Raw genomic sequence first — 24,196 nt, 5'->3', positions numbered from 1 at the left:
CTCCGATGATCGCCGCGCGGCGATCGTTCATCACGCCCCCTCCCCATCAAACAACATCCGGGCATTCTCCTTCAACCGTTTCGCCCCCCGCTTCGCCGCGGGCTTCTTCCCCTTCTTCTTCTCGTGCAGCCCCTGCCGCACCTCTTCGGCGTAGCGCTCGTGGTTCAGCTTCAGCAGCCGCTGCAGCACCTCGCGGCGGGCCGGTTCGCTGATCGTGAAGCGGATGCCCTGCTTGGTTTCGTGAAAGTCGTGACAGAGGTCCAGGTCGTCCCATCCGTACGCTAAACTAGCCCGACCGTCGAGGTCAACGATCACATCGCGAAATGACGTCATGGCGACGGACCTCTCACTGGGCAAATCTACGGAATTGTAAAGCGATGTAAGCCCTGTGATCTCGTCGCGCAGTAGTAGTTCCCTGCGAGCTTCATACGCCGCGATGACTTCAAGAAAGCAATCAATTTTTGCGATGCGGTCTGGGAATGGAAATGTTTCGAAGCACTCGGTTGGCGAGTAGCGAATTGTTCCTCCCAATGTCGACGAATACCTCGACACCCACTCTTCGTGAAGGCAGCTCTGCAGGATCCCAAAGCCGTCGTCGCCATCAACACCGAAGACAACGATCTGGTCCGAAAACACCTGTCGTGAATCGACACGCATTATTGCGTGAGTGCTTGAAACACGTGCTCGAACGAAAGCATGACTTGCATTCTGAAGAGATCGATACAGTCCCGCTTTCAGTCCTGCGTATTGCCACCATCTACTTCTCGCTGCCTTCTCTTTAACCTTTGCGCGAAATGGCCGCACTCTTTCAACTATCGTCTGAATCGGGAGCAAGTAGCTCTCTGCACGACCAAGCGGCCAATCAAAGAAGTTAATGATGAATCGCGTTCCATGCTGTCCTGCTGACTGACATAGATCTTCACCAGTTAAGTATGGGAATACCACATCAGCATTGCGTGGATCGGAACGCAAGAAATCTTCGGCCTCTTGGGGAGAGATGATGAATCCTTCACCACGAACGAAAGAGCCTACGAACGCAGGAATAGCTGCCGAACAGAGGCGTTTCGGGTGACTCAGCCCGCTAGCAGCCACGAGGTGCGCATCTATCTGACCGACAGGCGAGCCGTTTAGGCGACGCTCGCCTTGATGGCCCCCTTTTTGTAAGTGCGCGAGACTTGCTACAACGCTTGCGGCCCCAGGCCATGGAAACGATGTTGTGGCGAGAAAAATTGTGCCACCTGCCTCTAAAGCGGGGACGAATGCGACTCTCGCGCTGTCGCCATCGGACACGGAGTCCGTTGCAAGTAGTCCCAATGCGCCACCATCCGAAAGCAAGTGATGGCATCTTTGGAAGAAGTATGCGCAAAGATCTGCTGTATTGCGACCGTTTTCATAAGTAGTTCGGATCCACAATGCGAGAGAACTGCTGCATGACGTAGAAATACGTTTGCCCCCCACGAACGGCGGATTTCCAATGCACGCATGGAATCCGCCCTTTGTGAATACCTCCGGAAACTCCAGCGGCCAGTGGAACATCCGCTGCCCCTGCCGCTCGGACGTTGCTTTCGCTACGAACTCTTCGGTCGGCCCGTGCTCGACGTAGTGCCCCGCAACCACCGCGGCGTGGCGGACACGCTCTTGCTTGTCCTTAGCGCCCTCGCCCCAGAACTCGGCCGAAACCAGCAGGTCGGCCGCGCATCGCAGCCGGGCGATCTTGTCCTCGGCCTCGCGGTGCAGCCTCACCTGCTGCTTGACCCCTTCGAACGTGTCGGCCGAAAAGGCTTCGAGTTGCAGCCGTAGGTCGACCGCCTCGTCGACCCCTTCGAGCAGCGGACCGTAGAACAGCACCGCGTCTTCGTCCTCGGGTTTGAGGCTAAAGTGCTTGAGTTGCTCGAGGTTGTGGATCCCTACCAGCGAGTCGCCGCAGCGGATGGCGTGGTCGAGGAACTCAAACGGCTTGTCCCGCGCCAGCGTCAGCAGCCACAGCGACAGCTTGGCCATCTCGACGGCTAGCGGGTTGATGTCGACGCCGTACAGGCAGCGCTGGGCGACCAGCCGCATCGCGTAGGTGGTCCGCTCCGCGGGGTCGCTGGGGATGAGTTGCTCGCTGCGCTCGCCGATGGCGGGCTCTCCCAGCGGCGTGACGCCGGGGGCGTCGGGGTGGTCCGCGGCCGCGGCGTCCCACGCTTCGAGCAGCCGCGCCGCCATGTACCGCGCCGCCTGCACCAAGAACGCGCCGCTGCCGCACGCCATGTCGCAGATGTTCAGCTCGAGCAGCTCGGCCGCGGGCTTGAGCTTCCAGTCCTTCTTCTCTGCCCCCTCGGCCGGCCCCACGTACACCAGCGGCTCCAGCGTGTACTGCACAATGGGCTCGGTCAGGCTCCGCGGCGTGTAGTGGGTGCCGCTGCTGCGGCGGTCCATGCCGGCGGTGACAAACACGCTCCCCTCGGTCACCACCACCGGGAAGCCGAGCGTGTCGGCCCGCAGCAGCTTGGCGTAGGGGGCGACCCGCGCAGCAAGTTGTGCGTCATTGCCGCATGCGACCAGCAGCTTCGATTGCTCGTGGTCGTCGAGCGGCTGATCGAGGTACTTCTGCCACTTGCGGTTGCCGCCTGTCTGCTTCTTGAGGAACTCGGCGAACTTGTCTTCCCCCTTGGCGCGTTCTTCTTCGATGCGGGCTAGCGGGATCTCCGGCTCTGTCTTGCCGATCAGCCCCAAGAAGGTCTCCCCGGCCCGCTTCGCGGTGTGGTCGAGCAGGCCCTCGTAGACGTGGCCGATTTGTTCGATGTCGAGCGCCCGGAAGCTGAGCCGGCGGGCCTCGACCGCGCCGCGGCCCGCATTGATCTGCAGCAACTGCAGCGCTTCGAGCAGGTGGAGGGTGGTGCGGTTGTTGACCGGCAGTGGGCTGGCGGGCGTGTCTTTCCAAGTCGTCCCGGCGGGGCGGCCTTCGAGGAACGGGAACCGGTCTGGTGCAAACAGCCCGCCACCGTAGGCCGGCAGGTAGACCTGGTCGTGCGACACCCCCCCGTACACGGCCCGGAATGTGGCCAGCAGTCGGGGCCAGGCGTCGAAGCGGCGTTCGAGCAGCTCCTCGCCGTGCTGGTCGGCGGTCTCGCGGAGCTGCTTGGAGATGGTCGAGACGCTGTAGTTCTCTTCGTACACCGGGAAGGGCTTGGTGGGGATCAGCTCGCGTTCTTCGGCGCAGAACAAGAACACCAGCCGCATCATCACCGTGAGGGCCGACTCGTAGAGCACGGCCTCGGGGACCCCCGCCAGCAGCACCCGCTGGTTGTCTTGGTCGGCCCGGTCGAGCGACTGGATCAGCACCTCCACGGCCCGCAGCACCTGCTTGCCGAGCTGATCGGTGACCTCCTGCTGGTCTCCCGCGCTCTTGGCCAGCAGCCCTTCGAGCGTCTCGTCGTCCGCGACGCCGAAGAACCGCTGGGCGCTCAGCAGGCTGCGGAACGCCTGCAGGGTGATCTTCTCTTCCAGCCACAGCGGGGCGTACCACGACGCGTAGCCGGCGGTCTCGCCCTTGGGGGCGTCGACCAGCATCCACTGCTCGCCGTTGGTCACCAGCCCCAGCCGCACGCCGGCGCCGCGGAGCAGCTCTGTCATCCGCGTGTCGGGCGACGCCTTCCACCGTGACCCGCCGACGTAGCCCGCCAGGCTCTGCGACCGCGGGTAGTGTTTGACTAGCAGCCGTGGCCGCTTGTCGGCCGGGTCGAGCAGCACCAGCGAGGGGCGGAGCAGCTCGCCGTGCTCGGGGAGCTCGACCTGGAGCGTCTGCGAGATCTCGGGGCCGGCGACCAGATTGGCCTCGTCGTGCTCCAGCGTCTGCGTCAGCACAAACCGCGCCCAGGCTTCGTGCGTGGCGGAGCCGTTCGGCCCTTCCGCCGTCGCGGCGTCCCACTCCTCATAGGCTTGCCGCAGCAGGCGGAAGCCGTCGGGGTCGTGCGCATCAAGCCCCTGCGGAAATGCCTGCTGCAGCACCGGCAGACTCAGGAATGGGCCCGAGACGGGGGTGAGGGAGAGCCATTCGGCGTGGTGGCGGGCTATGGACATATGGATGTCAAATCCTCTTTCTTAGTAGATCCGCGATCGGAGGTCTGACGCTCGCGTATTGCCGGGGTCAAGTTCAAGCACCTGCTTGAGCTGGCCCATTGCGTCATTGCGCCGGCCGAGAAGTAAAAGAATGTGCGCGCGACTCACCATGTAATTGACGTTCTGTGGGCTAATCGCAATGGCTTTGTCGATGCTACTTAGTGCCTCTTCATTGCGAAGCAACTTGCTAAGAGCAAACGCCCGGTAGTCGTAGCATAACGGGTGCTCTTCGAGCCTTATGGCACGATCCAAAACGACAACCGCTTCGTCGTACCTCCCAAACCTACTAAGGGCGTAACCTAGGTTGCCAAGTGCCCGAGCATACGTCCCGTCTTCAAGGAGTGCCGTCTTATACTTTGCGACCGCAAGGTCCCAATTGCCGGCTTCAGACGCGGCTACTCCCTCATCGGTCAGCGCAGCGGCTCTCCCTCTGGCCCTATTGTCTGTAGAAGTATCTCGCCGGAGAGACCTTCCACACTGATTGCAAAACACAGCGACGTGTACGTTTGGCGCTCCGCAATGCGGACAAAGCAGCCCACTTACCTCCGAGGAGCGAATCGCACCAAGCAAGTCCGCAGCAGATTGCGGGCGATCTTTTGGGTCAAACTCCAACAGTTTCAGTACAACGTCGACAACTGAGTCCGATGCGATTTCACCAAGAGGAGCGCGGTCGATCGGCCACCTACCGTGGGAGATTAGCTCTGATATCGAGAACAGCCCAGAATGATGACAAAACGGATGGCGCTTGGACAAAAGCAGGTAAGCAACAATGCCAAGAGAAAACAAATCCGACTGATAGTCCAGTGGCTTGCCATTAAGTTGCTCCGGAGACATGTACTCACAAGTACCGGTCCGAGCTCCATCGACCGTTTGATTGTTAGTTCGCCCAAAGCCATCTTGTTGCGACTCGATCTTCGCTATTCCAAAGTCAGTCAGCTTTGCTTCGTCCTGTCGAGAGATAATCACGTTCTCCGGCTTAATGTCGCGATGGAGTATGGATGATGCGTGAGCGTGTATTACCGCCTCTGCTAGATTGGCGAGATAGCGGAGCGATTGTTCCCGGCTGATCCAATGACCAAGGGAGATGCTGTGGCGCAGTATTTCGGCTAACGACTGGCCGTCGACGTACTCCATCACAATGATGGACCTGTCCTCATGATTGAACACATCGTAAATCTGCACAATATTGGCGTGCTGAACGCTTGCGAGTTTGCGAGCTTCGTCCACGGCATCAGAGTCAGCAGCCATGCCAAACAGACTCTTTATCGCCACTTCACGGTGCAGCGATTGATCTTCGGCTTTCCAGACTTCGCCAAAACCTCCGGCCCCGAGTTTCTCCAGGAGTCGAAAACGGCAATTCAGGACGATGTCCTTTTCTAGTTTTGCCATTCATACACCACTTTCTTAGGCTAGCCCCGCAGGGATCAGGAAGGTGACCGCCACCGGGAACATTCTTGCTTGCGGGTCGGCGAACCGGGCGCGGATCGCGGCGGTCTCACGGTTGATCTCCGTCGGGATCTCGCGGGCCCGTTGGCGCATCGCTTCTTTGTTGCGGTTGAACTGATCGCGTTCGGGGCTCGTGAACAGCTCGAGCTGCTGGTACTCCGGCTCGTCGAGCTCGGTCTCGATGGAGCGCTTCAGCTCGGTGAGGATCGCGGCGATGTCGGCCGCTTCTTTGTCCGCGCGTTCGTTCAGGCGCTTCTCGAGGCCGGTGACGCGGTCCTTCTTGCGGGCCTCGAGCGCGGCGCCGAGCGGTTCGGCTAGCGCGGGGTAGAGCTCCAGTAGCGTGGCCTGAACCGCGGTTGGGGGCTCATCGGGACCGGCGGCGGCCAGGGCGGCTTCAAGTTGGCCCACCTTGAGCCGGCCCCCCCACTTGCCCTCCTTGATCAGCCCGCCGGCGGCGATCACTTCTTCGTGCAGGCGGTGGCAGTCGCCGCCGATAACCACCAGCCGGGCGTGGGCGATCGCCGCGGGCCCTTCCAGCAGATTGTTGGGGATCACGCGGGCGGTGACGCGCTGGAGCTTCGAACGGCCCTTCTCCGCCCATACCTCGGCGCGGAGCAGCCGCAGGCACATCTGCGGCAGGCGGTGGTTCAGGTGCACGAGGACCACGTCGTCGCGGTCGCGGCTGACCGACTCGTCGAACGTGATCGGCCGCAGGTCGCGGGTGTGGGGGTGCTCGAGCCCCTGCGAGCAGGCGGCCCAGCTCCCCTTCATCGGCGGCAGCCGAAAGCATGGCTTGCCGTCGGGCGTTTGCGCCGGCGCCAGGGGCGGCTGCCCGGCCAGCTCGAGCCCGGTCTGCACCACCGTGGCGATGTTTTCCGGCGAGAGGCGCAGCTCGCGGCGGGTCTCGCGGTACTGGTCCATCAGCGCCTGGACCTGCTTCTGCAGGTCGCGCTCGAAACGCAGCAGCCGGCGGATGGGCTGGGCCTCGCTCTCGGCCTGCTCCGTCTGCAGCGTGGTGCGGCGGCCGAGCATGGCCTCCTCGACCTGCTGGGCGATTACCGGCCCGACCTTGCCGAGGTCTTCGCGGATTGTCTCGATTTTCATCGCGACCCGCATCAAGAACTCGTAGTCTGCTTCGAGATCGCCGGCGGTGGTGACGGCGCCCGTGGCCGCTTTCTGCTGGTAGCCGGCGCCGACGAAGTGGTAGATCTGCACCTTGGGGGCCTTCTGGCCGTGCCGATCCACGCGGCCGTTCCGCTGCTCCATGCGATTGGGGTTCCACGGGATCTCGTAGTGCACCAGCCGGGAGCAGTGGTTCTGCAGGTCGAGCCCCTCGGAGGCGGCGTCGGTCGCCAGCAGGATCCGCACGGGGCTGATCGCGGGGGACGCTTGGAAGGCTGCCTTTACTTCTTCGCGGCGGTCGCTGTCCATGCCGCCGTGCATCGTCATCAGCCGGTCGCCCCCGAGCCCCTCCGTGGCCAGTTGCTGCTGCAGCCAATTCTGGGAGGCTCGGTACTCGGTGAACAGGATCACCCGCTCGGCGGACCACTTGCCCCCCGGCCTGAGCAGATCGTGCAGCCAGGCGATGAGCTGCTTGGCTTTCGAGTCACGTTGGCCGCTCGCCTTCTCGGCCCAGTCCTTCATCTGCTTAAGCAGGCCGGTCTCCGTGGGGGTCGGCTCCGCAAACAGCCGGCTGGCGGAGTCGAGGGCGTCGTCAGACGCCTGGTCGAACTCGTCGTCGTCGCCGTACTCCTCGTCCAGGCGGTCGAGCTCGCGTTGCAGCACACTAATGGTGGGCTTGGCCGCCTTCTTGCGGCGGGCGGTCTTGAGCGACTCTTCGTGCCGCTTGAGCGTCGCCAGGAACGCGGCGGGGCTAGAGAAGAGCCGCTTCTTCAGCGTCTTGAGCACAAACTCCGTCGCGAACCGCTCCGCGGCGCCATCGGCCCGGCTAGAGCGGAGCTTGGTGTACTCGCGCAGCGCGGCGTGGCACGCCCGTTCTTCGTCCGTGTAGGGGACCTCGATCGGCTCGAGCACCCGCGGCGGGAAACGGGGCGTGCCGTCCCATTTTTTCGAGAACGACGGGTCGCTCCGCAGCCGGCGGACCATCACCGCGTCGAGCTGCTTGCGGTCGGGCTCGGCGCCGCGCGAAAACCGCTGGTTGTCGAGCAGCTCTAGCAACGCGCAGAAGCTCTCGCGGTAGCCGTTGTGCGGCGTCGCGGTGAGGAACAGCTTGTGCTCGAAGTGGGGGGTCAGCTCGCGTAGCGCTTGGGTGCGGAGCGAGTCGGTGGCGTACTTGCCCGCCCCCGACGGGGCGCAGTTGTGGGCCTCGTCGACGATTAGCAGGTCGTACTTCCGCGGGTAGACCGGCTCGCCCGGCGCCGGCAGCGTCTCGCGGAACTGCCGCAGCGGCCGCTCGCGTTTGAGGAAGTCGATGCTGGTGATCAGCCGCGGGAAATGGCTCCACGGGTTGGCGTGGATCCCGCGGCGGCGGCGGAGCTCGCGCATCATCGCCGAGTCGACGATGCGGAACTCGAGGCCGAACTTGTCACGCATCTGGTCACGCCATTGCACCTGCAGCGCCGAGGGACAAACCACCAGCATCCGCCGCGCCCGGTGCCGGATGATGAGCTCAAGCGCCACCAGCCCCGCCTCGATGGTCTTGCCGAGGCCCACGTCGTCTGCGATCAGCAGGTTAACGCGGGGCATCTGGATGGCGCGGACCACGGGATCGAGCTGGTAGTCTTCGATCTCGATCCCGCTGCGGAACGGCGCCTGGATGTTCCGCACGTCGGCCGTGGAAGCGGCGCCCCAGCGGACTGCGTCGAGAAACGCGTCGAGCCTTGCCGGTGAGTCGAAGCCGCTGGCGTCCGGTAACGCGAATCGCTCGATCACCCGCGCCCCGGGCTCGATCTCCCATACCACCTGCAACTCTTCCCCAATTGCGTCATCTTCCACGGAAGAGAGCGTCAGCAGGTGCTGGGCGTTCTGCGCCGCCGACAGCCCGCTAGGCGGGAGCGTGCTCTGCCCGATCTGATTGACCACCCACTGGCGCGAGCGGAGCTGCACAAGTTGCCCCTGCTCGGGGAGAGTCGCGGTAGCGGTCGCCATCGATAGCTGCCATCCAGTGCCGAGCGGTCCGAGCGAACCACCCAATCGCACTCCGCCGGGAGCAGATCATACGGGCACGCGGCCCGACGCGCTGCGTTGCGAGAGCGTGCCGAGTATAGCGGGGCTTGGCGGCGCATTCGAGCCATTAGGACATTTGCATCGCGTTCAGACAATAGGTCGCCAGATGGCGGGACAGTGCGGCTCCAAGCCGACTTGGCCATCAGTTGCCTGGTTTGCGGCCACTGCCCGATGTCATTACCAGACAACTTCAAGCGGCTCGGCACAGCTGAGCCCCAATGGACCTCAGCCCTTCAAGCAGAACGCCTGGGCCGCCAGCTTAATCCCGTTTGAATGGTCGGAAAGTGGCGATGAACCCGCCTACGAAACCGATCCCGAGTCCCTTCCAGAAATTCCCCCAGAAGCTAGGCGAGTCAGCAGCGTCCTGCGTGGGTAGAGCCTGGGCCTGACGCGATGCGGTCAGCGCCGGCCAGTGTCCGTACCACCGGAAGCTTAGTTGCTGGAGCCCCATCCGGTCGGCGGCGGTGCGCGCAGGGGATTATGTGCAAGACGCACCTCCGCATCGCGTAGAAACTCGGCTGCATCGGGAGTGCTTCCTGAAGTGCTCGACAGCCGTCCGAATACTGGCCGCCCGCGTCCTGTCCTGCGGAAACCGAAGTCGCTAGAATCGAAGAAACCGACGATCCAACACCACTCCCCCCCCGGTGTGGCAAATGAAGGCAGGGCAATTGATGGATTCCGCTCCGAGCGCGTACTTCCAAACTGAATACCGTGTTGACCGGCGAAAACTCAAGGAGATCGACGAACTCCTGGGGACCGTGTGGCGGTCTCTTGTGGCGTGCCGCACGGCTTCAGGCTGGCCTTACGAACTCGTTCAGAGCGCAAACGTAGTTCCTCCACTGTCAGCTTCGGTAAGCACGCAAAGCATGGTTCTATTTGCATTGTGTACGCAACTTGGAGTTGTTTCGCTGCGGACCATCGCTCCAGCAGGTTCGTCAAGTGTCCAACGGCTGCCAATCCCAAGCACTGAGTCAGACACATTAAACAACAACCTAAAGACGGCTGTTGACAAACAATTAACATCGCTGGCGAATGTCACCGAAGCGCAGCTAGATAGATCATCGTTCGGGAAAAAGAATCCATTCACACTTGCCTGGTTGACAGCAGTAGTCGGCGGTGTTCTCCAACACGCGGATGACTTCACAGAGTCCGTTGCGGCATTTAACGAAAAGCACTTCGTGGCCAGTCTCGGCGAATGGGTCGCGGTCGCGACTCGTCGCATCAAATACCTCAACCAAATTCAGCCACAACTTCTCGACATTCCAACTGATGAAGGCAAGGCATCAGTGCATGCGTTTCCGGCACTCCGAGCAATCCATCTCTTTAAGATGGCCACGAACATCTACCGCGACGGAACGCAGGATGATCAATTGAAGAACTCGTTCCAAAAGGCCGCGACCCTAAGCCAAGCGGACATAAGCGCAGCAGGGATATGGTTTCGTTCGCGACTCCTGGATCATCTTGCTCTTGCATCAATTAGAGATGCACCATTCGATGCAGCGGAACTGGCGTTCTCCCTCGAAGGATATCTGTGTTGCGAGGCCGAGAGTTTCAACGGAAGGAATCATGATCCAGACTTAGTCCGCAAAGTTTTTGAAGTCTTGCACCAGCGCCAAGAAGTAAATCCGTACTGGCGTCCACTCGCACCTGTGTTGACGAACAATCGAGGCTTCGCGCTTCTGCCTCTGAGTGTCGAGATCGTTAATTCGCTGTTCAGAACCTGCTGGCTGCTCGAGCATTCTGGAGAAGAATATTTCTCTCAACACATCAGTGTCTTCAAGCGATACTACGAGTGGATTGTGAGCCGATCCACTCACGGCGAATTCAAGGACGAATTCGATACGCCTCACAGGTTCACTGGGTGGCATTCTGAACATGTGCAACAACCCGGCTCAATTCACATTTGGGAAACAAGTCAGGTCGCAGTGTACTTGCTTCATTACAAAGAGATGCTGCAAACGCATCTTGCAAGACGCGCCCTATCAGCAGCGCGGCTGACTTCGCATCCGTTGAAGCGAAAGGAAGAGCATGCCTCCCTCCCTCTTACCGAATACTGGAACAACGAAGCATCGAAGAAGGACCCACAGCCGCCAGATACGAAACTCTATAAAGACGTGGCCAAGCTGCTTGTTGAATGCAGACATCCCGGCGTCAGAGGCAGGCAAGGTTTCTCAATGGTCCTGTTTGGCCCACCAGGAACAGGGAAAACCTCCATAGCGGAAGACCTCGCAGCAACTCTAGGCTGGAAATTCTGTGAGATTACTCCAAGTGACTTTGTCGCCAGTGGCGAATCAGAGGTGGAGTTGCGGGCAAGGGAAATATTTACCGCTTTGTCCGAGCAAGAGGATACCGTCATTCTCTTTGATGAGATTGATCGCCTTATCTTGGATCGCGATTCGGCTCTTTACCTCGAACAGGGCGATATGTTCCAGGTAATGACCCCCGGAATGCTCCCGAAGTTGAAGCTACTCCGTTCACGTCAGCGGAGTATTTTCATTCTCGCCACAAACTACTGGGAACGTCTCGACCCGGCAGCAATACGCATTGGAAGAATTGACAAGCAGTTCCTCGTCAGTCTTCCAAACTCTGAAGCAAGATCGAAGATTCTTGCCAGCGAACTGAAGGACGAACTCGGTAAGTTAGATGCAGAAGTGCTTGAGTCAGCCCCGACTGGCGGGGGCGACCCGGCTCAGGTTGAGATTACACATAGCGACTTGACTGACGTGGCTAACGCTTGTGCTCTCGGCGCTTACGGCGAACTCTGCGAGTTGATCAGGAACTCTGCTGCTAGAGTGGAATTGCGAGATCACAAAGGACGTCGGTACGTGCTGAAGAGCGAGGTGTTAGAAGCCACAAAGAACGAACAGAGGATGTTCTCTTCGGCGGTCACAATTGGGAGTTATCGGTCCCGCTTCAAGGTCTACACAAAGCAAGAGAACGCTGACAAGGGGCATTCGACAGTAAAGCAACCATTCCTTGAGTTTATCGACTTAGCTGGTCTGCTTTGTGAAAATGATAGCACGCGAGAACATCTCAAGCGGTCGATCTGCGAGACGATTAGTGAAGTGCTGCGAGACGCTTGCGAGACTTACGACGTGGCGATTACTGGCGTAGACGGGAAATGCCCCGAAGGGCTGGCACAATTGGTCAAGATCCTTGCCGGTCAGCCAGCCTTTCAGCCAGTAAAGGTTGCCCTTCAATTTGTAGAGGAAGCAATGAAGGACAATCAAAAATGGAAGACGTAAGCATTCAAGGACTTGAGTCGCTATTCCGTCCCCCCTCGACGCGGCACGACGAGTTTAGAGTTGCGATTGAAGCACTAAGCTGCGTTCTAAATGGGCACAAGTGCGTCTATATTGCAACGCCGGTCACTGGTGGTCCAAGATTCGTTCAGTGGTACAAGCGGAACGGAATACATCAGGAGAGAGACAGCAAAGAGTATAGCTCCGAACTACGGGAGCATGTGATCGCCCCAAACACCCGCGATGCCAAGGTACGCATCGAGGAGTTCAGAAGGCGGAGCAGTGAGGCTTTCATCGATCCGTCTGAGTTTTATGTCAAGATGTGGACGCAGAGCGACTATCGGCACTTTTGGAGTCTCGTGATCGAACGGTTTGCGGCGAGAGCCATCTTTCTAGACGGATGGCACCTGAGCAGCGGTTGCGTATATGAGTTCCTTGTGACCAACTTGTTAGGCATTCCAGCGAAGAACCAGTCAAGCAATGACTTGACCATCGAACAGGGGCTTACACTTGCCAGAGAGGGGAGAGCCGAGATTAACGGTATCGGGGTGGACACAGAGTTTGTTGATGTCGTGATTCGCAAACTCGCAGAACTCTCTGAGACATCGTTCATCGGAGATGGTGATGCTTGAGAAAGATGCCGTTCTCAACAGGCTGGCCGATCACGCTAACGTCGCGCAGTTTGTAAGCTTTGCACCCGGGCAGAAGCCAGACCTGCGATTTTGCCGAATCAGAGACGCCGATAGCATAGATGTCGATTTGCCTTCTGCGGTTCGGCTACTCATGGAACGAAGCCCTGAGAACAGTTTGAATATTCGCTCTTTCCGACCAGGGCAAACGAAGGGAGGGGAGTTCCTTTACGGACTGCGGTCACAAGAGAAGGTTATCTCAGACGTGAGCCGTTTGTCGCAGTCCGGCTGGTTCGTGATCGTTAACGAGACAATCGATGTGAACGATGGGGGCGTCTCCGGAGTGTCCATGGGGCACACGATGGAGTTTGCTCCCGGTGACACTCCGCGATGTGTCGAGAAGCCTGGGACCTGCAGGTTGTCATTTGACTTGGGAAATCGTCTCCTTCAAACCGTTTACGGGTTTGCACCGGGACTAGAAGATGCTGCCAAGAAGCGAATCGAGTTCAGCATTCATCCAATTCGCCGGGGACATCGTCACGATCATACCGTGATTTGGGAGGTGGAAGACGCACCGGAACTGACGAGCCAATTTCATCCGCAGTGGCCTAACCGTTTCAGTCAGTTCCTCGGAGACAAAGTCTTCGGTCTTTTAATTGCATATTCGTGCGGCGTGCATGTTCCTAGAACCGTCGTTATGTCGAGGCAGGTCGCGCCCTTCGTTTTTGGCGAAACTACCGGGACTTGCGAGCATTGGCAGCGAACTGCTCCGAGCATCCAGAGTCCGGGACAATTGCCAACAACATTCGGCTGGACGGATCCGTTCGAGACATGGGCGGGCATGGTTCGTAGTGGAACCGCGGAAAGCTGCGCGTCACTGCTGAGCCAAGAGGGAGTCGAGTCGGCGTTCGCTGGCGCAGCAGGTGTCACGAGTCAGGGGAGTCTAGTCGTGGAGGGCGTGAAGGGCGATGGCGTCGGGTTCATGTTGGGCCAGAAACCCCCTGAGGCCCTACCGAAGAACATACAGGACGATGTTGAGGCTATTCTGGAAATCTTGACTAAGAGTTGTGGCCCTGTCCGTATTGAGTGGGCTCACGACGGCAACGTTGTCTGGGTGCTTCAACTGCATGTAGGAGGCATTTCCAGCGCGCCGAATGTGATCTCAGAAGGTGAGGCAAACACTTGGGTGGAATATATTGTGGAAGAGGGCTTGGAGGGGCTGCGAAAACTGGTTGGAGATATCAGCGGAATGGGAATTGGCGTGCGGTTGATTGGTGATGTGGGTATCACCAGCCACTTCGGTGACCTTCTGCGCGAAATGGGGATTCCAGGAGTTTTGGTAAAACAGGATCAATCCACGCCAAGTAGTTGAACGCCGCCGACAGAATGGCAGATTCCATCACGTGAGAGAAATGGTCCATCCGGGTTCTTCATGGGTACAGGTTGAGCCCGCCGCAGTAGAAGAAGATGGCGGTTTTGAAGTGTTGCTTGTTGCGGTAGCCGCCGACGCGGCGCTTGATGGCCATGATCTTGCTGTTGACGCCTTCGGCCACGGCGTTGGTGATGCCGTGGGTGCAGTAGCTCATCACGTTGGCCAGCCGTTGCTTGATGGTGCGGGCGACCTTCTTGATCGGCGCGAGCTTGGTGTGGATGACCCGCTTGTACCAGTCCTTGAAGTAGTCGGTCGCCGAAGCGGCGTCTGCGTGATGCCACAGGTCGCGTAGCATCTCCTTGTAGGCCCACGCCTTGCCGGTCTGGAGGTTCTGCTCACAGACCTCGTCGAGTAGTCCGCGCTGCTTTTCATTGAGGTTCTCTAGGCTGGTGAGCCACAGGTAACGCGTCTTGGTCAGCGGGCTCGTCTCCCCCCTCCCCAGCAGGCGGTGCTCACCGCGACGCACCTGATCGACCGCGGTCGTCGCCAGCTGCATCACGTGGAACCGGTCGTGGACGATCTTCTGGTCGGCCAGCGGGATTACCGCCTTGGCCGCTTTGACGTAGGCGGCGCTCATGTCCATCGCCACCGCCTCGACCGAGGCGATTTGGCCCTCAGAAAGCTGCGAAAAGCAGTCGATCCCTGCCTCAGTGTCGTTGCTATCGGAGATCGCCTCCACCGTGCTGTGGTCGAGGTCGTACAGCAGCGTGAGGTAACGCTGCCCCTTGGAGAACGCCTTCTCGTCGATGCCGATCCGCGGCAGCGGCCCATCGACCTTCCGCGACTTCCCCCGCGCCACCGCGCGCTGCACGATGTTCCAGGTCTGATCCCAATTGGTCCGCAGCAGCCCCATCGCGCCCTTGACCGTCTGCGTCGCCAGCAGCACGTCGATCGCCAGCCGCTCGAACAGCAGCGTGAACCGGCTCGACCCCTCGGCCCACGGCACGCCCACTTGGCGGACGCCGTGCTCCGGGCACTGAACCCGCGGGATCGACGCGATCAGGTAGGTCTTGAACTGGCAGCTGTCCAGGTGGCGCCACTTACGCGGGGGCGCATGGTCGTAGCAGGCCAGCGACAGCCCGCACTCCGGGCAGCCCGCCGCGGCGGGCGTCCCCTCCGGGTGCTCCGCCACCACCTCGATCGTCTCCGCCCCAACATCCAGCCGCACCTCGGCCACCCTCCAAGCGGAACGTCCGCCGAGGCGGGGCGACTCCAGGCCCAGCAGGTGCTGGTACAAATCCGTGTCTCGCTTGGGCTCTCCTTTCCAAGGGAAATTCGTAGTCTACCCACATGAAACCCGGATGGACCAGTTTTACCGGGCCCGTCATTACTCGTGTTCCTGAATGGCAAAAAGGCGGCCTGTCCTGCTGATGTCTACCACGATTTCAGCGACCCGACGGGGTCACGGCCAGTCACCAGGAGAAGGTTAGCGGAGTCGTCGCGGGCCGTCCAGCAGATCCAGCGCTAGACCCAGAAGTGGTCACGTGCCGAGAGCAGTTAGGCACGGCGAGCCTATCCGCGAGGAGGCGTGACGGATGCGGCAGGTAACCATTGTTGTAGAGGTGCCGGCACTCGTCGCGGCCCACGAATGCCGGCGGGAAAGAGCGGGTCGGCGGCTGATGGTCAAGAACGGAAGCTTCCCCACGCGGGTGATCCATACCGGAGCTGGGAAGAGCGCCGTGCAGCAGGAGCGTTCGGCAACTTGCCCGACAGCTGATCCTTCAACGAATCTGACTTGCGATCGGAACCAGACCCTAGAACGCCGGCCAGTACAGCCTGTGCAAAGGAATCAACGCAGAACCGGCGGGAGAGAATCTGTGGTAGTGTTCCGTCAGCAGCTCGCGAAGCTCAGGCAAAGCTACCAGCGTGAGTGGGATGCTCGACCGCTCTGCTTCGTACCGAGCGTCTTTGGTGAAACCTCCGGTGCTCACGTAGAGACAACGATCCCCCGCTTGTCGGCCCCCGACGAATGACCGTACTTGGTCGGCAGAGATAGAAGTGCCTGGGCGGTGCTTCACCTCAACAAAGATCCGCGGCTCTTCCAGGCCGAGACCGTCGGGAGATGCAAAGATGTCTACGCCCCGGTCAGCTCCCTTAGGCGAGATACGGGCCCGATATCCCATCGCACGCAGTATCTCCGCGGCAAGTTCCTGCATTTGCTCCCACGTGAGCTTGGCAATTCTATCTTCCAAGAACTCACGTGATCTGGTCGCCATATCCTCGAGCACCTCGACTTCGGCGTCTGCTTGAGAACTCGACGTGGCGCCAGAATCCGTGGCCGGTCCAGCAGGGGAGGGGTCTCCAATCGGGATAGCATTCCGGCGCATGTCTTCCGCCGCGTCGTCCTGGATGAGAAACAGGGTGCTGATGGCGCCCAGCGTGTTCCGCGTGCTAGGCGACAGCCTGTCACGCGGAATCTTAGCCTCCCAACGCACCGCTCGGCTGCTACTCCCGTCGTTTGGACGCGGGCTGGCATCCGACGTGATCTGTCCCAGGAAATAGATGCGCTGATTCGGATCGTAGGTGGTGACGGCGTCTCCGATCGCGACCTCGCCGAGGAACCGCTTGATCTGCGACGCCCACACTCCGATCTTCGCTTGGTTGTCGCTGGGCCGCAGGTGGGCGAGCCGCTGCTGGATGTCACTCTTCTCGGTCGAAGCGTCAATCGGACCGATCTCGCTGGTGCAGCAGTCGATCGCCACGAAGCTTCCCTCGATAAAGTCGTCGACGCTCTCCGCGCCCTTGCCGGCGCGGACCATCCAGATCGGTGATACGCTCATGGAATTTGCGCTCATAAGTGGTCGTCCCAGAGAAAGGCGAACGACCAAAGTAGAGTGTTCCGGATGCGCCTGGCCAAGGCCTAGCGAGGGTGCAATCGTGGCAACACCCTATCGCCAACAACAGGACTACCAACCCCGCAGCGAGCGAGGTAGTCCTGTTGCAGGTCGCGGTCATCCGGACGAGTCCCAGCTCGCAATCAGCTTAGAAACAACTGTGCCCAGAGCGTCCGCGCCCGGACGATCGCCCACCGGTCAGGATTGGAGGACTGGTAGTCCTGACGCGCTCACCAGAAAAATGGACGCCTAGTCGGCCAGGATAGCCGCCATGAACAAGAAGCCTTCTGCGAAGAAGCCGGGTTCGCAACCGGCCAAGAAGCCCGCCGCCGTCAAACCACGCTCCCGGGCCAAGGCATCCAAGTCCGGATCCGCTGTCAGCGGCGCCGGCTTGCCCGCCGTGCTGAACGATCTGCACCCAGACGCCGCCAACCCGCGGAAGATCAGCGACGAGGCAAAACGTGCCCTGCGAGCGAGCCTCCGACGGTTTGGCGACCTTAGCGGGATCACCTTCAACCGCACCACCGGCGAGCTGGTGGCCGGGCACCAACGGATCGAGCAGCTCAGGGCAGAATACGGCGACGAGCCCCGGCTGGAGCACGCGGCAGACGGATCCGCTTCGCTGACGCTCGGGGGCAACCGGTTCGCCGTGCGGATCGTCGAATGGTCGCGGGCCAAACAGCGGGCCGCCAACGTAGCAGCCAACAACCAGCGGATGCAGGGTGCTTTCACGGACGACCTGGCGAGCTTCTTGCTGGAGGTCGAAGCCGAGGCGACCGAGGAGATGCCGGGCGTGTTCGACGACCTGCTGTTGGCCGACATGATGGGCGACGGGCTGCTGGCCGAGGACGAGAAGAAACACGCCGAGGCCCGCGTCCCCGAGGCGTTCCAGGTGATCGTTGAATGCGAGGACGAGAAGCAGCAGCGCGAGCTGTACGAGCGGCTGTGCAAGGACGGACGGACCTGCAAGCTGTTGACCATTTAGGGGGCTGGGGGAGGCGCTGCTTCGCAGCGGGGGCTGGGGATGTCCGCCACGGCGGAACGCGGACCCCGGAGAACCACGCCACTGCATCGCGGCCGCGCGTCCCCGTAGTCTCCAGCCCCCGCGGCTTTGCCGCGCTGCCCCCGCAGCGTCAGCCGCGCCATCCCTAGCCCCCGCGGAGCGATGCCGCAGTTCGATGTAGAGGCGACCTGCCGGGTCCCGAGCGGGTTTGCCGTGGACCAGGTGCGTGGGATGTTCGACCTGAAGGTCGAGAAGACCGCCCGCGTCAGCTACAGCGTCGAGCTGCCGGCCAGCGACGAGCTGATCGACGGCCGGCCCTGGCGGATCGGCGTGATCGTCGGCCCCAGCGGCTCGGGAAAAAGCACGGTCGCTCGGCAGGCGTATGGCGACCGCTTCGTGGAGGGGCACGACTGGCCCTCCGGCAAGGCGGTGATCGACTCATTCCCCGGCGTACCGATCAAGATGCTCACGCAGACGCTCACCGCGGTGGGCTTCAGCAGCCCGCCGAGTTGGGTGAAGCCGTACGCGGTTCTGTCGGGGGGCGAGAAGTTCCGCTGCGACCTGGCCCGCGCGTTGCTCGCCAGCGGCGAGTCCGATGCTGGCGGAGGGCTGTTGGCGTTCGACGAGTTTACTTCGGTGGTCGACCGCACCGTGGCGAAGGTCGGCTCGGCGGCGATCGCCAGAAGCGTCCGCAAAGACCGCTTCGGCCCGACCAAGCAGTTTGTCGCCGTCACCTGTCACTACGACGTGCTCGACTGGCTGGCGCCCGACTGGGTGCTGGACATGAGCAGCCAGCAACTGGCAAGGGGGCGTCTTCAGCGACCGTGGTCAGGGGGCCATCCAGCGATCGAGCTGCGTGTCGCTCGCGTCCACCCTTCGGCCTGGGTGCTCTTTCGCAGGCATCACTATCTCGACACGCGCCTGATGGGGGCCGCGGTTTGCTTCGCTGCGTTCTGGGGCGACGAGCCGGTAGCGTTCAGCGCGTGGGTCCACCGGATGACGCGTAACCGGCGGTCGGGGGACATGCGCGAGCACCGCACGGTAGTGCTGCCCGACTACCAGGGGATCGGCATCGGCAACCGGATCAGCGAGTGCTGCGCGTCGCTGTGGACGGGGCTCGGCGGGATCGCCGCCGGCACCACCAGTCACCCGGGGATGATCCACTACCGCGCGGCGAGCCCGTTGTGGCGGGTTGCGAGGTTCGGCCGTGTGACGCCGCCGGGCGTGAAGAGCAAGATCACGGGCTGCTCGATGGAACGGCTCACGGGAGGCTTCGAGTACGTTGGGCCCCCGATGCCTCGCGACCAGGCCGAGGCGATCCTCGCCGATCGGCCGCGGATCTTTGCAGACGCCACGGCCGCAACTGTTCTGGCGGCGCTGAAGCCCGACGGGCTGATGGGCGACGCGGCGATCGCCCGACGGGCGGGGATCGATCGGCGCCAGGCCGCGTCGGCGCTGCGTCGATTGACGGCCACGGGCGAGGTCGAACGCGTACGGGCTGGGCGCCGCGTCGGATTCCGCGCGGCGGCGGGCTGACCCGCGCTTGCCGCGGCGCTGTTCCACCTAGCCGCGGCGCTGATCCACGCTGCAACGGCGCTGGCCGGCTAGAGCCGCCCGACTATTCTCGGAAATCTTCGGGATTCTCCCCCCTCGGCCGGCTCTAGCGGGCCTGAGCCGACCGCGTCTCGATCGGTTTGGCTCTAGCCGGCTCGACCCGAAATGCCTCCTCGCGCGGGTTGTTTGGTCATCGATAGTCAGTCCATCGCGATTGACGTTCGCGAACGACTGAACACCCCGGCACGGAGACCACGATGACGGCCAACGACCTCACTTTCGGCATCGAGTTCGAGACGACCATGCCCGCCGAGTACGGCGCGATCCGCGGCGGCTACCACCGCGGCCTGCAAGTCGAGTGGCTCCCCCAGGGCTGGACGGCCGAAGGCGACGGGTCGATCTACGCCCGCGGCAATCGGGTCGGCGTCGAGTTCGTCTCGCCCGTCCTCAAGGGCGTCGACGGCCTCCAGCAGGTGCTGACGGTGCTCGCCGAGCTGAAGCGTCGCGGCGCCCGCGTCAACGAGTCCTGCGGCCTGCACATCCACGTCGGCGGCTTCACGACCAGCCCGGTCAACCTCGATCGGCTCACGACGATGGTCTCCAACTTCGAGCGGGCCATCTACGCTTCGACCGGCACCAAGAAGCGCGAGCGGGGCAGCTACTGTCGCGGCATCCGTAGCGTGACCGAGATCGTCGCCCGCCGCGTCCTCCCGAGCGATCGCTACCGCGTGCTGAACCTGACCAACGTCCACAGCGGACGCCGCCCAGCCGTCGAGTTCCGGGCGTTCGCCGGAACGCTCAACGAGGTGAAGGTCGTCGGCTACCTGCGGATGGCCCTGGGCCTGGTTGAGCGGGCGATCGAGACCCGCAAGGTGAAGTGGATCGCGAAGCCGACGGTCGAGACGAGCCCGATCAAGCGGGGCGGCGAAGGCCAGACGGAGCTGAACCGGCTGTTCTACCACCTGGGCTGGACCAAGGGCCGCGCCAAGCGGGTCTACGGCGACCTGGACTGCACCCCCGCCCCCGGCGCCAAGCAGGTCAAGGCCGAGCTGATGCGGCTCGCGAAGAAGTACGACGCCGCGAGCTGATCGCGGCCGACGACCCGCCCCCACGCTGGGGGCGGGTCCGCCCGACCGGCGGTTTCCTTCCACGCTTCACCACCCACCACGGAGTTCATCATGTGCGGACTATTCGGATTCGTCGCGACCCCCGGCCAGACCTTCAACATCGACCGGCTGGCGCGGATCGCCGAGGTCACCCAGCGACGCGGGCCCCACGCCTTCGGCTTCGCCTGGGTCGACGCCCGCGGCCGGCTCAAGATGTTCAAGCGGACCGGGAAGATCAGCGACTACATCGGCTGCCTGGCGATGGCCCACGACGCCCGGATGCTGATCGGCCATTGCCGCTACGCCACCCACGGCTCGCCCAGCAACAACCTGAACAACCACCCGTTTGCCTGCGACGGGGGCTGGCTGGTCCACAACGGCGTGATCCACCAGCACGAGGAGCTGAACGAGGGCTACATGCTTTCGCCCACCACGCAGTGCGACAGCGAGACGCTGGCGCTGCTGGTCGAGGAGCTCGACGGGACGATGCTCCAGCGCGTCGCGAAGGCCGCCAAGCTCTGCGGGGGCGCCCCGCTGGCGACGATGGCGCTGTGGCGCAACCCGCTGCGGATGGTCGTCCTGCGATCGGGGACGCAGCCGCTGCACACCGGATCGACCCGCGAGGGAACGTACCTCGCCAGCCTGCCGGGCGGGCTGCCCGGCGTCCGCAAGATCCGCGACGAGCGGGCACTCGAGTACCGGATCCGCGACGGCAAGATCGCGACCCGCGGGCTCGACCTGGGCGCCGTGGACGTGACCGCCTGAGCGACCGACCGACCGACCGACCGACTTTTCCTATCCCCACCACGGAGACCAAGACGATGAACGCCACCACCCACCAGGTCCACCCGTTCGAGGCCGCCGGCCTCGGCAAGGCGCCGTTCCGCTACGTCGGCTACTCGCACGAGGTCGGCCCGCAGAAGGTGACCACCTACGCCCCCAACGGCGAAGAGATTGAGCTGATCGTCGGGGCGCCGGGCCAGCCCATGAGCAGCTGCGACTATTGCGGGCAGGGGATCGCCCACGTCTGCCACTGCGTCAGCAGCGACGGCAAAGAGTTCAAGGTGGGCTGCGACTGCGTCGAACGTGTCGGCCAGGTCAAGGGCGACCAGCGGGCCCAGCGCGCGGTCGAGGTCGCCAAGTACAACCTGCGGCGCCAGCGCGAAGCGAAGCGGCGCGACGAGTTCGCCCGCTGGATCGAGCAGAACGGCGAAGAGCTGAACAACCACCCGCACCCGAACGCCTACAGCATGTCGCTCGGCCGGACGCTCCGCGACTACGCCGTCTGGATGCGAAAGAACGGCGGCCACTCCGGGCAGATGCGGGCCTGGAAGATGGCCCGCACCAAGCTCGGCCAGTAGCGCGACGATCGACGATCTTTTTCCGCCCGCGGCGGGCGTACCGCCGCGGGCAACCTTTCCCCAGCACGGAGAACCAGACGATGAACGAGTACGACTACAACCCGAGCGACGACCAGGACCACGAGCCGCTCGGCGTGGAGGACGTGATAAACGAGCGACGCCGTTTCAACGCGGACGTGCTGCGGGCCGTGAAGGCATTCCGCAGGGCCAAGCCGTTTCGCGGCACGATCGACGAGCAGAAGGCCGCGCTCAAGGCGATGCACGCGGTGATCGTCGAGGCCTACTCGCTGAATGTCGAACTGGAGTTCGGCACCGGCTTCGGCGAGGACGAGCCGTCGCTCGACTCGGTGCTGCAGGATCGGCGATTCCTGACCCGACGGGGCCGGACGGTCCCGATCAGCGCCGTGGCGCCGGACTTCGCTATCCGGCTGCAGGGCAGGCTGAGCCTGGTGAGCTACCTGCACCTGGTGGGCGCCGCCCGCGGGCTGAGCCCGGCCGACCGCTGCGAGTTCTCGCTGAACCTGTTCAAGCGGGTGTTCCCGAAGTCGTTCGAGCGGGCCGAGAAGGACGGCATGGTACTGCGACGCCCGCGGCGCGACTGATCGATCGACCCTTGGCCAGCGGCGGGCGTTCCGACGCGGGCGGAAAAAGTTGGCCGCGGCGAGTTGACGCTCGCCGCGGCCGGCGCGGTGGCGACGATCCCCCAGCACGGAGAACTCGGTTAGCCACGCGCCAAGATCAGTTGAGCGACGCGATCGGCGCTAGCGTGTCGGGGTCGATGAAGCGGCCCTGGGCATCGACGGCAAAGGTGAGGGCGGCCTTGAAGGATTTGCCCCCCAGCTCCCACGACGTGGTGCAGTCGTCGCACTGGTAGACGGCCAGGGTTTTGCCGTCGGTGGTGAGCTCACCGGCCGAGACAACGGGCTTCTGACATCGAGGGCAGGTCATGCACGCAGGATACCACCAACCGGTGAGCGACGCGACAGAAGCGGCCGACGAATGGCTGCGGGCCGAGGCCCGGCGGCTGGGGGTGAGCGTCCGCGAGGTCCGCGACCTGGCCCGCGAGCTGCGGCGGCAGGCGATCGAGGCCCGCCAATGGACCGAGGACCTGCGGCGTAACGCCTGGGAGATCTATCTGCGGAGCGTGCGGCGCTGCGTCGCTGGGAGCGCCGCGTTCTGGCGTGTTGGATGGCGCCACGTCCGCCAGCGGGTCGAGCGCGATGGGCGTGACTTCACGTCGGTCCCCTGCTACGACCTGATCGGCCGCGAGCTTCGCGAGGCGACGCCCGAGGTGCGGGGCTGGAGCACGGAGCAGATCTTCGAGCTGCTGTGGGACGACTACGTGCCGCGTCCGGCTGCCGACGCGTTCCTTGGCACGGCCTTCGATCAAATAGAGCGCGCCGTCTGCGACCCTAGAAACGCGAACGAATCGACCACCAACGAGGGCTTCTGATGCCTAGCCACGGACCGGGCACAATCAAGGCGTTAACGATCGACGCCTACTGGGCGTGGGCGATCGTCTACGGCCAGAAGCGGGTAGAGAATCGCACCTGGCAGACGCACTACCGGGGGGCGCTGGTGATCCATGCCGGCCGGACCCGCAGACGGGACGCCGAGGCGGTCGCGTGGCTGGAGCGGTACGCACCGGGGAGCCTGGCCACCGAGGAGCAGGTCGCCGCGGTTCGCGGTTGCGTGCTGGGAATTGCCGACCTGGTGGGGTGCCGGGAGTTGGCGAGCACGGACGCCGAATTGTTTCCGACGGCCCCGGACCTGTTTGCGACTGGCCCCTGGTGCTGGGAGCTGGATCAGGTGCGGCCGCTCGCGGCCGTCCGGGTGCCGGGGCGTCTGAGCCTCTGGGACCTGCCGGTGGGCGTTCTGGCCGCGGCGGCAGCGTAGCGACGGGGCGGGGCCATTTGCCTATGCGCTGCCCGATCAGTCAGGCAAAGTAAGCCGGGCGTTGCCAGGTCTTGCTGAGCGTTGCTGGCGCTGCCCGTTGTCGTTGGGCGAGTAAGCATCGCCTCGCTAGCCGCATCGCGGCCAACGCGCCCTGGCGAGCGCTGGGGGGCCTCCCCACCCCCTCCCCCCCCTCTTGGGGTCCTTCCGGGGCCCCCCCCTGGGGGCGACTCCGTTCGCGATCGAGGGGTTTTTTCTCACGTCGAGGTGGTTGAGCTGGGTAAGTAAGTTGCGCACGAGGTGGGTTTTTCCCTGTAGAATCCGACATGCGCTGCAAAACATACTTACCCACCAAGTTCTCCGTCGTCTCCGCCGCCGTCGCTGCGGGCCGGGGCGCCGGCTCATA

17 protein-coding genes are annotated in these 24,196 nt (G+C 62.7%); 11 read left to right on the top strand and 6 right to left on the bottom strand.

The features are described from left to right. Positions 1-30: 30 nt before the first annotated feature. From Pla175_RS08785 to drmD, 3 genes are read right to left on the bottom strand one after another with little or no spacing between them, the layout of a single operon-like run. Positions 31-4,065: an Eco57I restriction-modification methylase domain-containing protein gene (locus Pla175_RS08785; RefSeq protein WP_145283274.1), complete on the bottom strand. Its 4,035-nt coding sequence runs from the start codon at positions 4,063-4,065 to the stop codon at positions 31-33. 21 nt (positions 4,066-4,086) lie between these two features. Then, the gene (locus tag Pla175_RS08780; protein WP_145283271.1) at positions 4,087-5,493 is read right to left on the bottom strand and encodes a protein kinase domain-containing protein; all 1,407 of its coding nucleotides are present in this window, start codon (positions 5,491-5,493) and stop codon (positions 4,087-4,089) included. A 15-nt stretch (positions 5,494-5,508) separates the two neighbouring features. Continuing rightward, positions 5,509-8,658 (bottom strand): DISARM system SNF2-like helicase DrmD, encoded by a 3,150-nt coding sequence (drmD, locus tag Pla175_RS08775; protein ID WP_145283269.1) that lies wholly within the window; start codon positions 8,656-8,658, stop codon positions 5,509-5,511. A gap of 944 nt (positions 8,659-9,602) precedes the next feature. Between drmD and Pla175_RS08770 the strand changes: the two genes are divergently transcribed. Genes Pla175_RS08770 through Pla175_RS08760 form a run of 3 tightly spaced genes read left to right on the top strand, consistent with a single transcriptional unit; the run spans position 9,603 to position 13,979 of the window. Beyond that, positions 9,603-11,981, top strand: coding sequence for an AAA family ATPase (locus Pla175_RS08770; protein ID WP_197527356.1), 2,379 nt, complete (start codon positions 9,603-9,605; stop codon positions 11,979-11,981). Then, positions 11,969-12,610, top strand: a complete 642-nt coding sequence (locus tag Pla175_RS08765) for a hypothetical protein (RefSeq protein WP_145283264.1) — start codon at positions 11,969-11,971, stop codon at positions 12,608-12,610. Before Pla175_RS08770 ends, Pla175_RS08765 begins: the two co-directional genes overlap by 13 nt. Next, on the top strand, positions 12,603-13,979 hold the full coding sequence (locus tag Pla175_RS08760) for a hypothetical protein (protein ID WP_197527355.1): 1,377 nt from the start codon (positions 12,603-12,605) through the stop codon (positions 13,977-13,979). The genes Pla175_RS08765 and Pla175_RS08760 overlap by 8 nt, the downstream gene beginning before the upstream one ends. A 58-nt stretch (positions 13,980-14,037) precedes the next feature. Here Pla175_RS08760 and Pla175_RS08755 read toward each other — a convergent pair whose 3' ends face one another. After that, complete coding sequence (locus Pla175_RS08755) at positions 14,038-15,276, bottom strand: ISL3 family transposase (protein WP_145283262.1); 1,239 nt, start codon at positions 15,274-15,276, stop codon at positions 14,038-14,040. Between the two features lie 517 nt (positions 15,277-15,793). Further along, complete coding sequence (locus tag Pla175_RS08750; RefSeq protein ID WP_197527354.1) at positions 15,794-16,819, bottom strand: restriction endonuclease; 1,026 nt, start codon at positions 16,817-16,819, stop codon at positions 15,794-15,796. Between the two features lie 325 nt (positions 16,820-17,144). Here Pla175_RS08750 and Pla175_RS08745 point away from each other — a divergent pair, with 325 nt between their 5' ends. The 6 genes from Pla175_RS08745 (at position 17,145) to Pla175_RS08720 (ending at position 22,499) form a co-directional block, all read left to right on the top strand. Beyond that, positions 17,145-17,858: a ParB N-terminal domain-containing protein gene (locus tag Pla175_RS08745; RefSeq protein ID WP_145283256.1), complete on the top strand. Its 714-nt coding sequence runs from the start codon at positions 17,145-17,147 to the stop codon at positions 17,856-17,858. A 180-nt stretch (positions 17,859-18,038) separates the two neighbouring features. Beyond that, entirely contained in the window at positions 18,039-19,412 is a 1,374-nt protein-coding gene (locus Pla175_RS08740) for an ATP-binding cassette domain-containing protein (protein ID WP_145283253.1), read from the top strand. Between the two features lie 275 nt (positions 19,413-19,687). After that, the gene (locus Pla175_RS08735) at positions 19,688-20,518 is read left to right on the top strand and encodes an amidoligase family protein (protein WP_145283251.1); all 831 of its coding nucleotides are present in this window, start codon (positions 19,688-19,690) and stop codon (positions 20,516-20,518) included. Positions 20,519-20,608: 90 nt separating this feature from the next. Continuing rightward, positions 20,609-21,301, top strand: a complete 693-nt coding sequence (locus Pla175_RS08730) for a class II glutamine amidotransferase (protein ID WP_145283248.1) — start codon at positions 20,609-20,611, stop codon at positions 21,299-21,301. 56 nt (positions 21,302-21,357) lie between these two features. Beyond that, positions 21,358-21,897 carry a hypothetical protein gene (locus Pla175_RS08725; RefSeq protein WP_145283246.1) on the top strand — a complete coding sequence of 180 codons (540 nt, stop codon included), beginning with the start codon at positions 21,358-21,360 and terminating at the stop codon, positions 21,895-21,897. Positions 21,898-21,977: 80 nt separating this feature from the next. Beyond that, positions 21,978-22,499 carry a hypothetical protein gene (locus Pla175_RS08720; protein ID WP_145283244.1) on the top strand — a complete coding sequence of 174 codons (522 nt, stop codon included), beginning with the start codon at positions 21,978-21,980 and terminating at the stop codon, positions 22,497-22,499. Positions 22,500-22,635: 136 nt separating this feature from the next. Here the strand turns inward: Pla175_RS08720 and Pla175_RS08715 are convergent, their stop codons facing one another. Next, on the bottom strand, positions 22,636-22,845 hold the full coding sequence (locus Pla175_RS08715; protein WP_145283242.1) for a hypothetical protein: 210 nt from the start codon (positions 22,843-22,845) through the stop codon (positions 22,636-22,638). Here Pla175_RS08715 and Pla175_RS08710 point away from each other — a divergent pair. Continuing rightward, entirely contained in the window at positions 22,844-23,350 is a 507-nt protein-coding gene (locus Pla175_RS08710; protein ID WP_145283240.1) for a hypothetical protein, read from the top strand. The two genes, Pla175_RS08715 and Pla175_RS08710, sit on opposite strands and share 2 nt — an antisense overlap. Beyond that, the gene (locus Pla175_RS08705) at positions 23,350-23,793 is read left to right on the top strand and encodes an ASCH domain-containing protein (protein WP_145283237.1); all 444 of its coding nucleotides are present in this window, start codon (positions 23,350-23,352) and stop codon (positions 23,791-23,793) included. The genes Pla175_RS08710 and Pla175_RS08705 overlap by 1 nt, the downstream gene beginning before the upstream one ends. Positions 23,794-24,196: the final 403 nt, after the last annotated feature.

This window comes from Pirellulimonas nuda, from assembly GCF_007750855.1.
Taxonomy (GTDB): Bacteria; Planctomycetota; Planctomycetia; order Pirellulales; family Lacipirellulaceae; genus Pirellulimonas; species Pirellulimonas nuda.
Note: the sequence above shows the minus strand (reverse complement) of the source record. Positions and strands in the feature narration are given on the sequence as shown.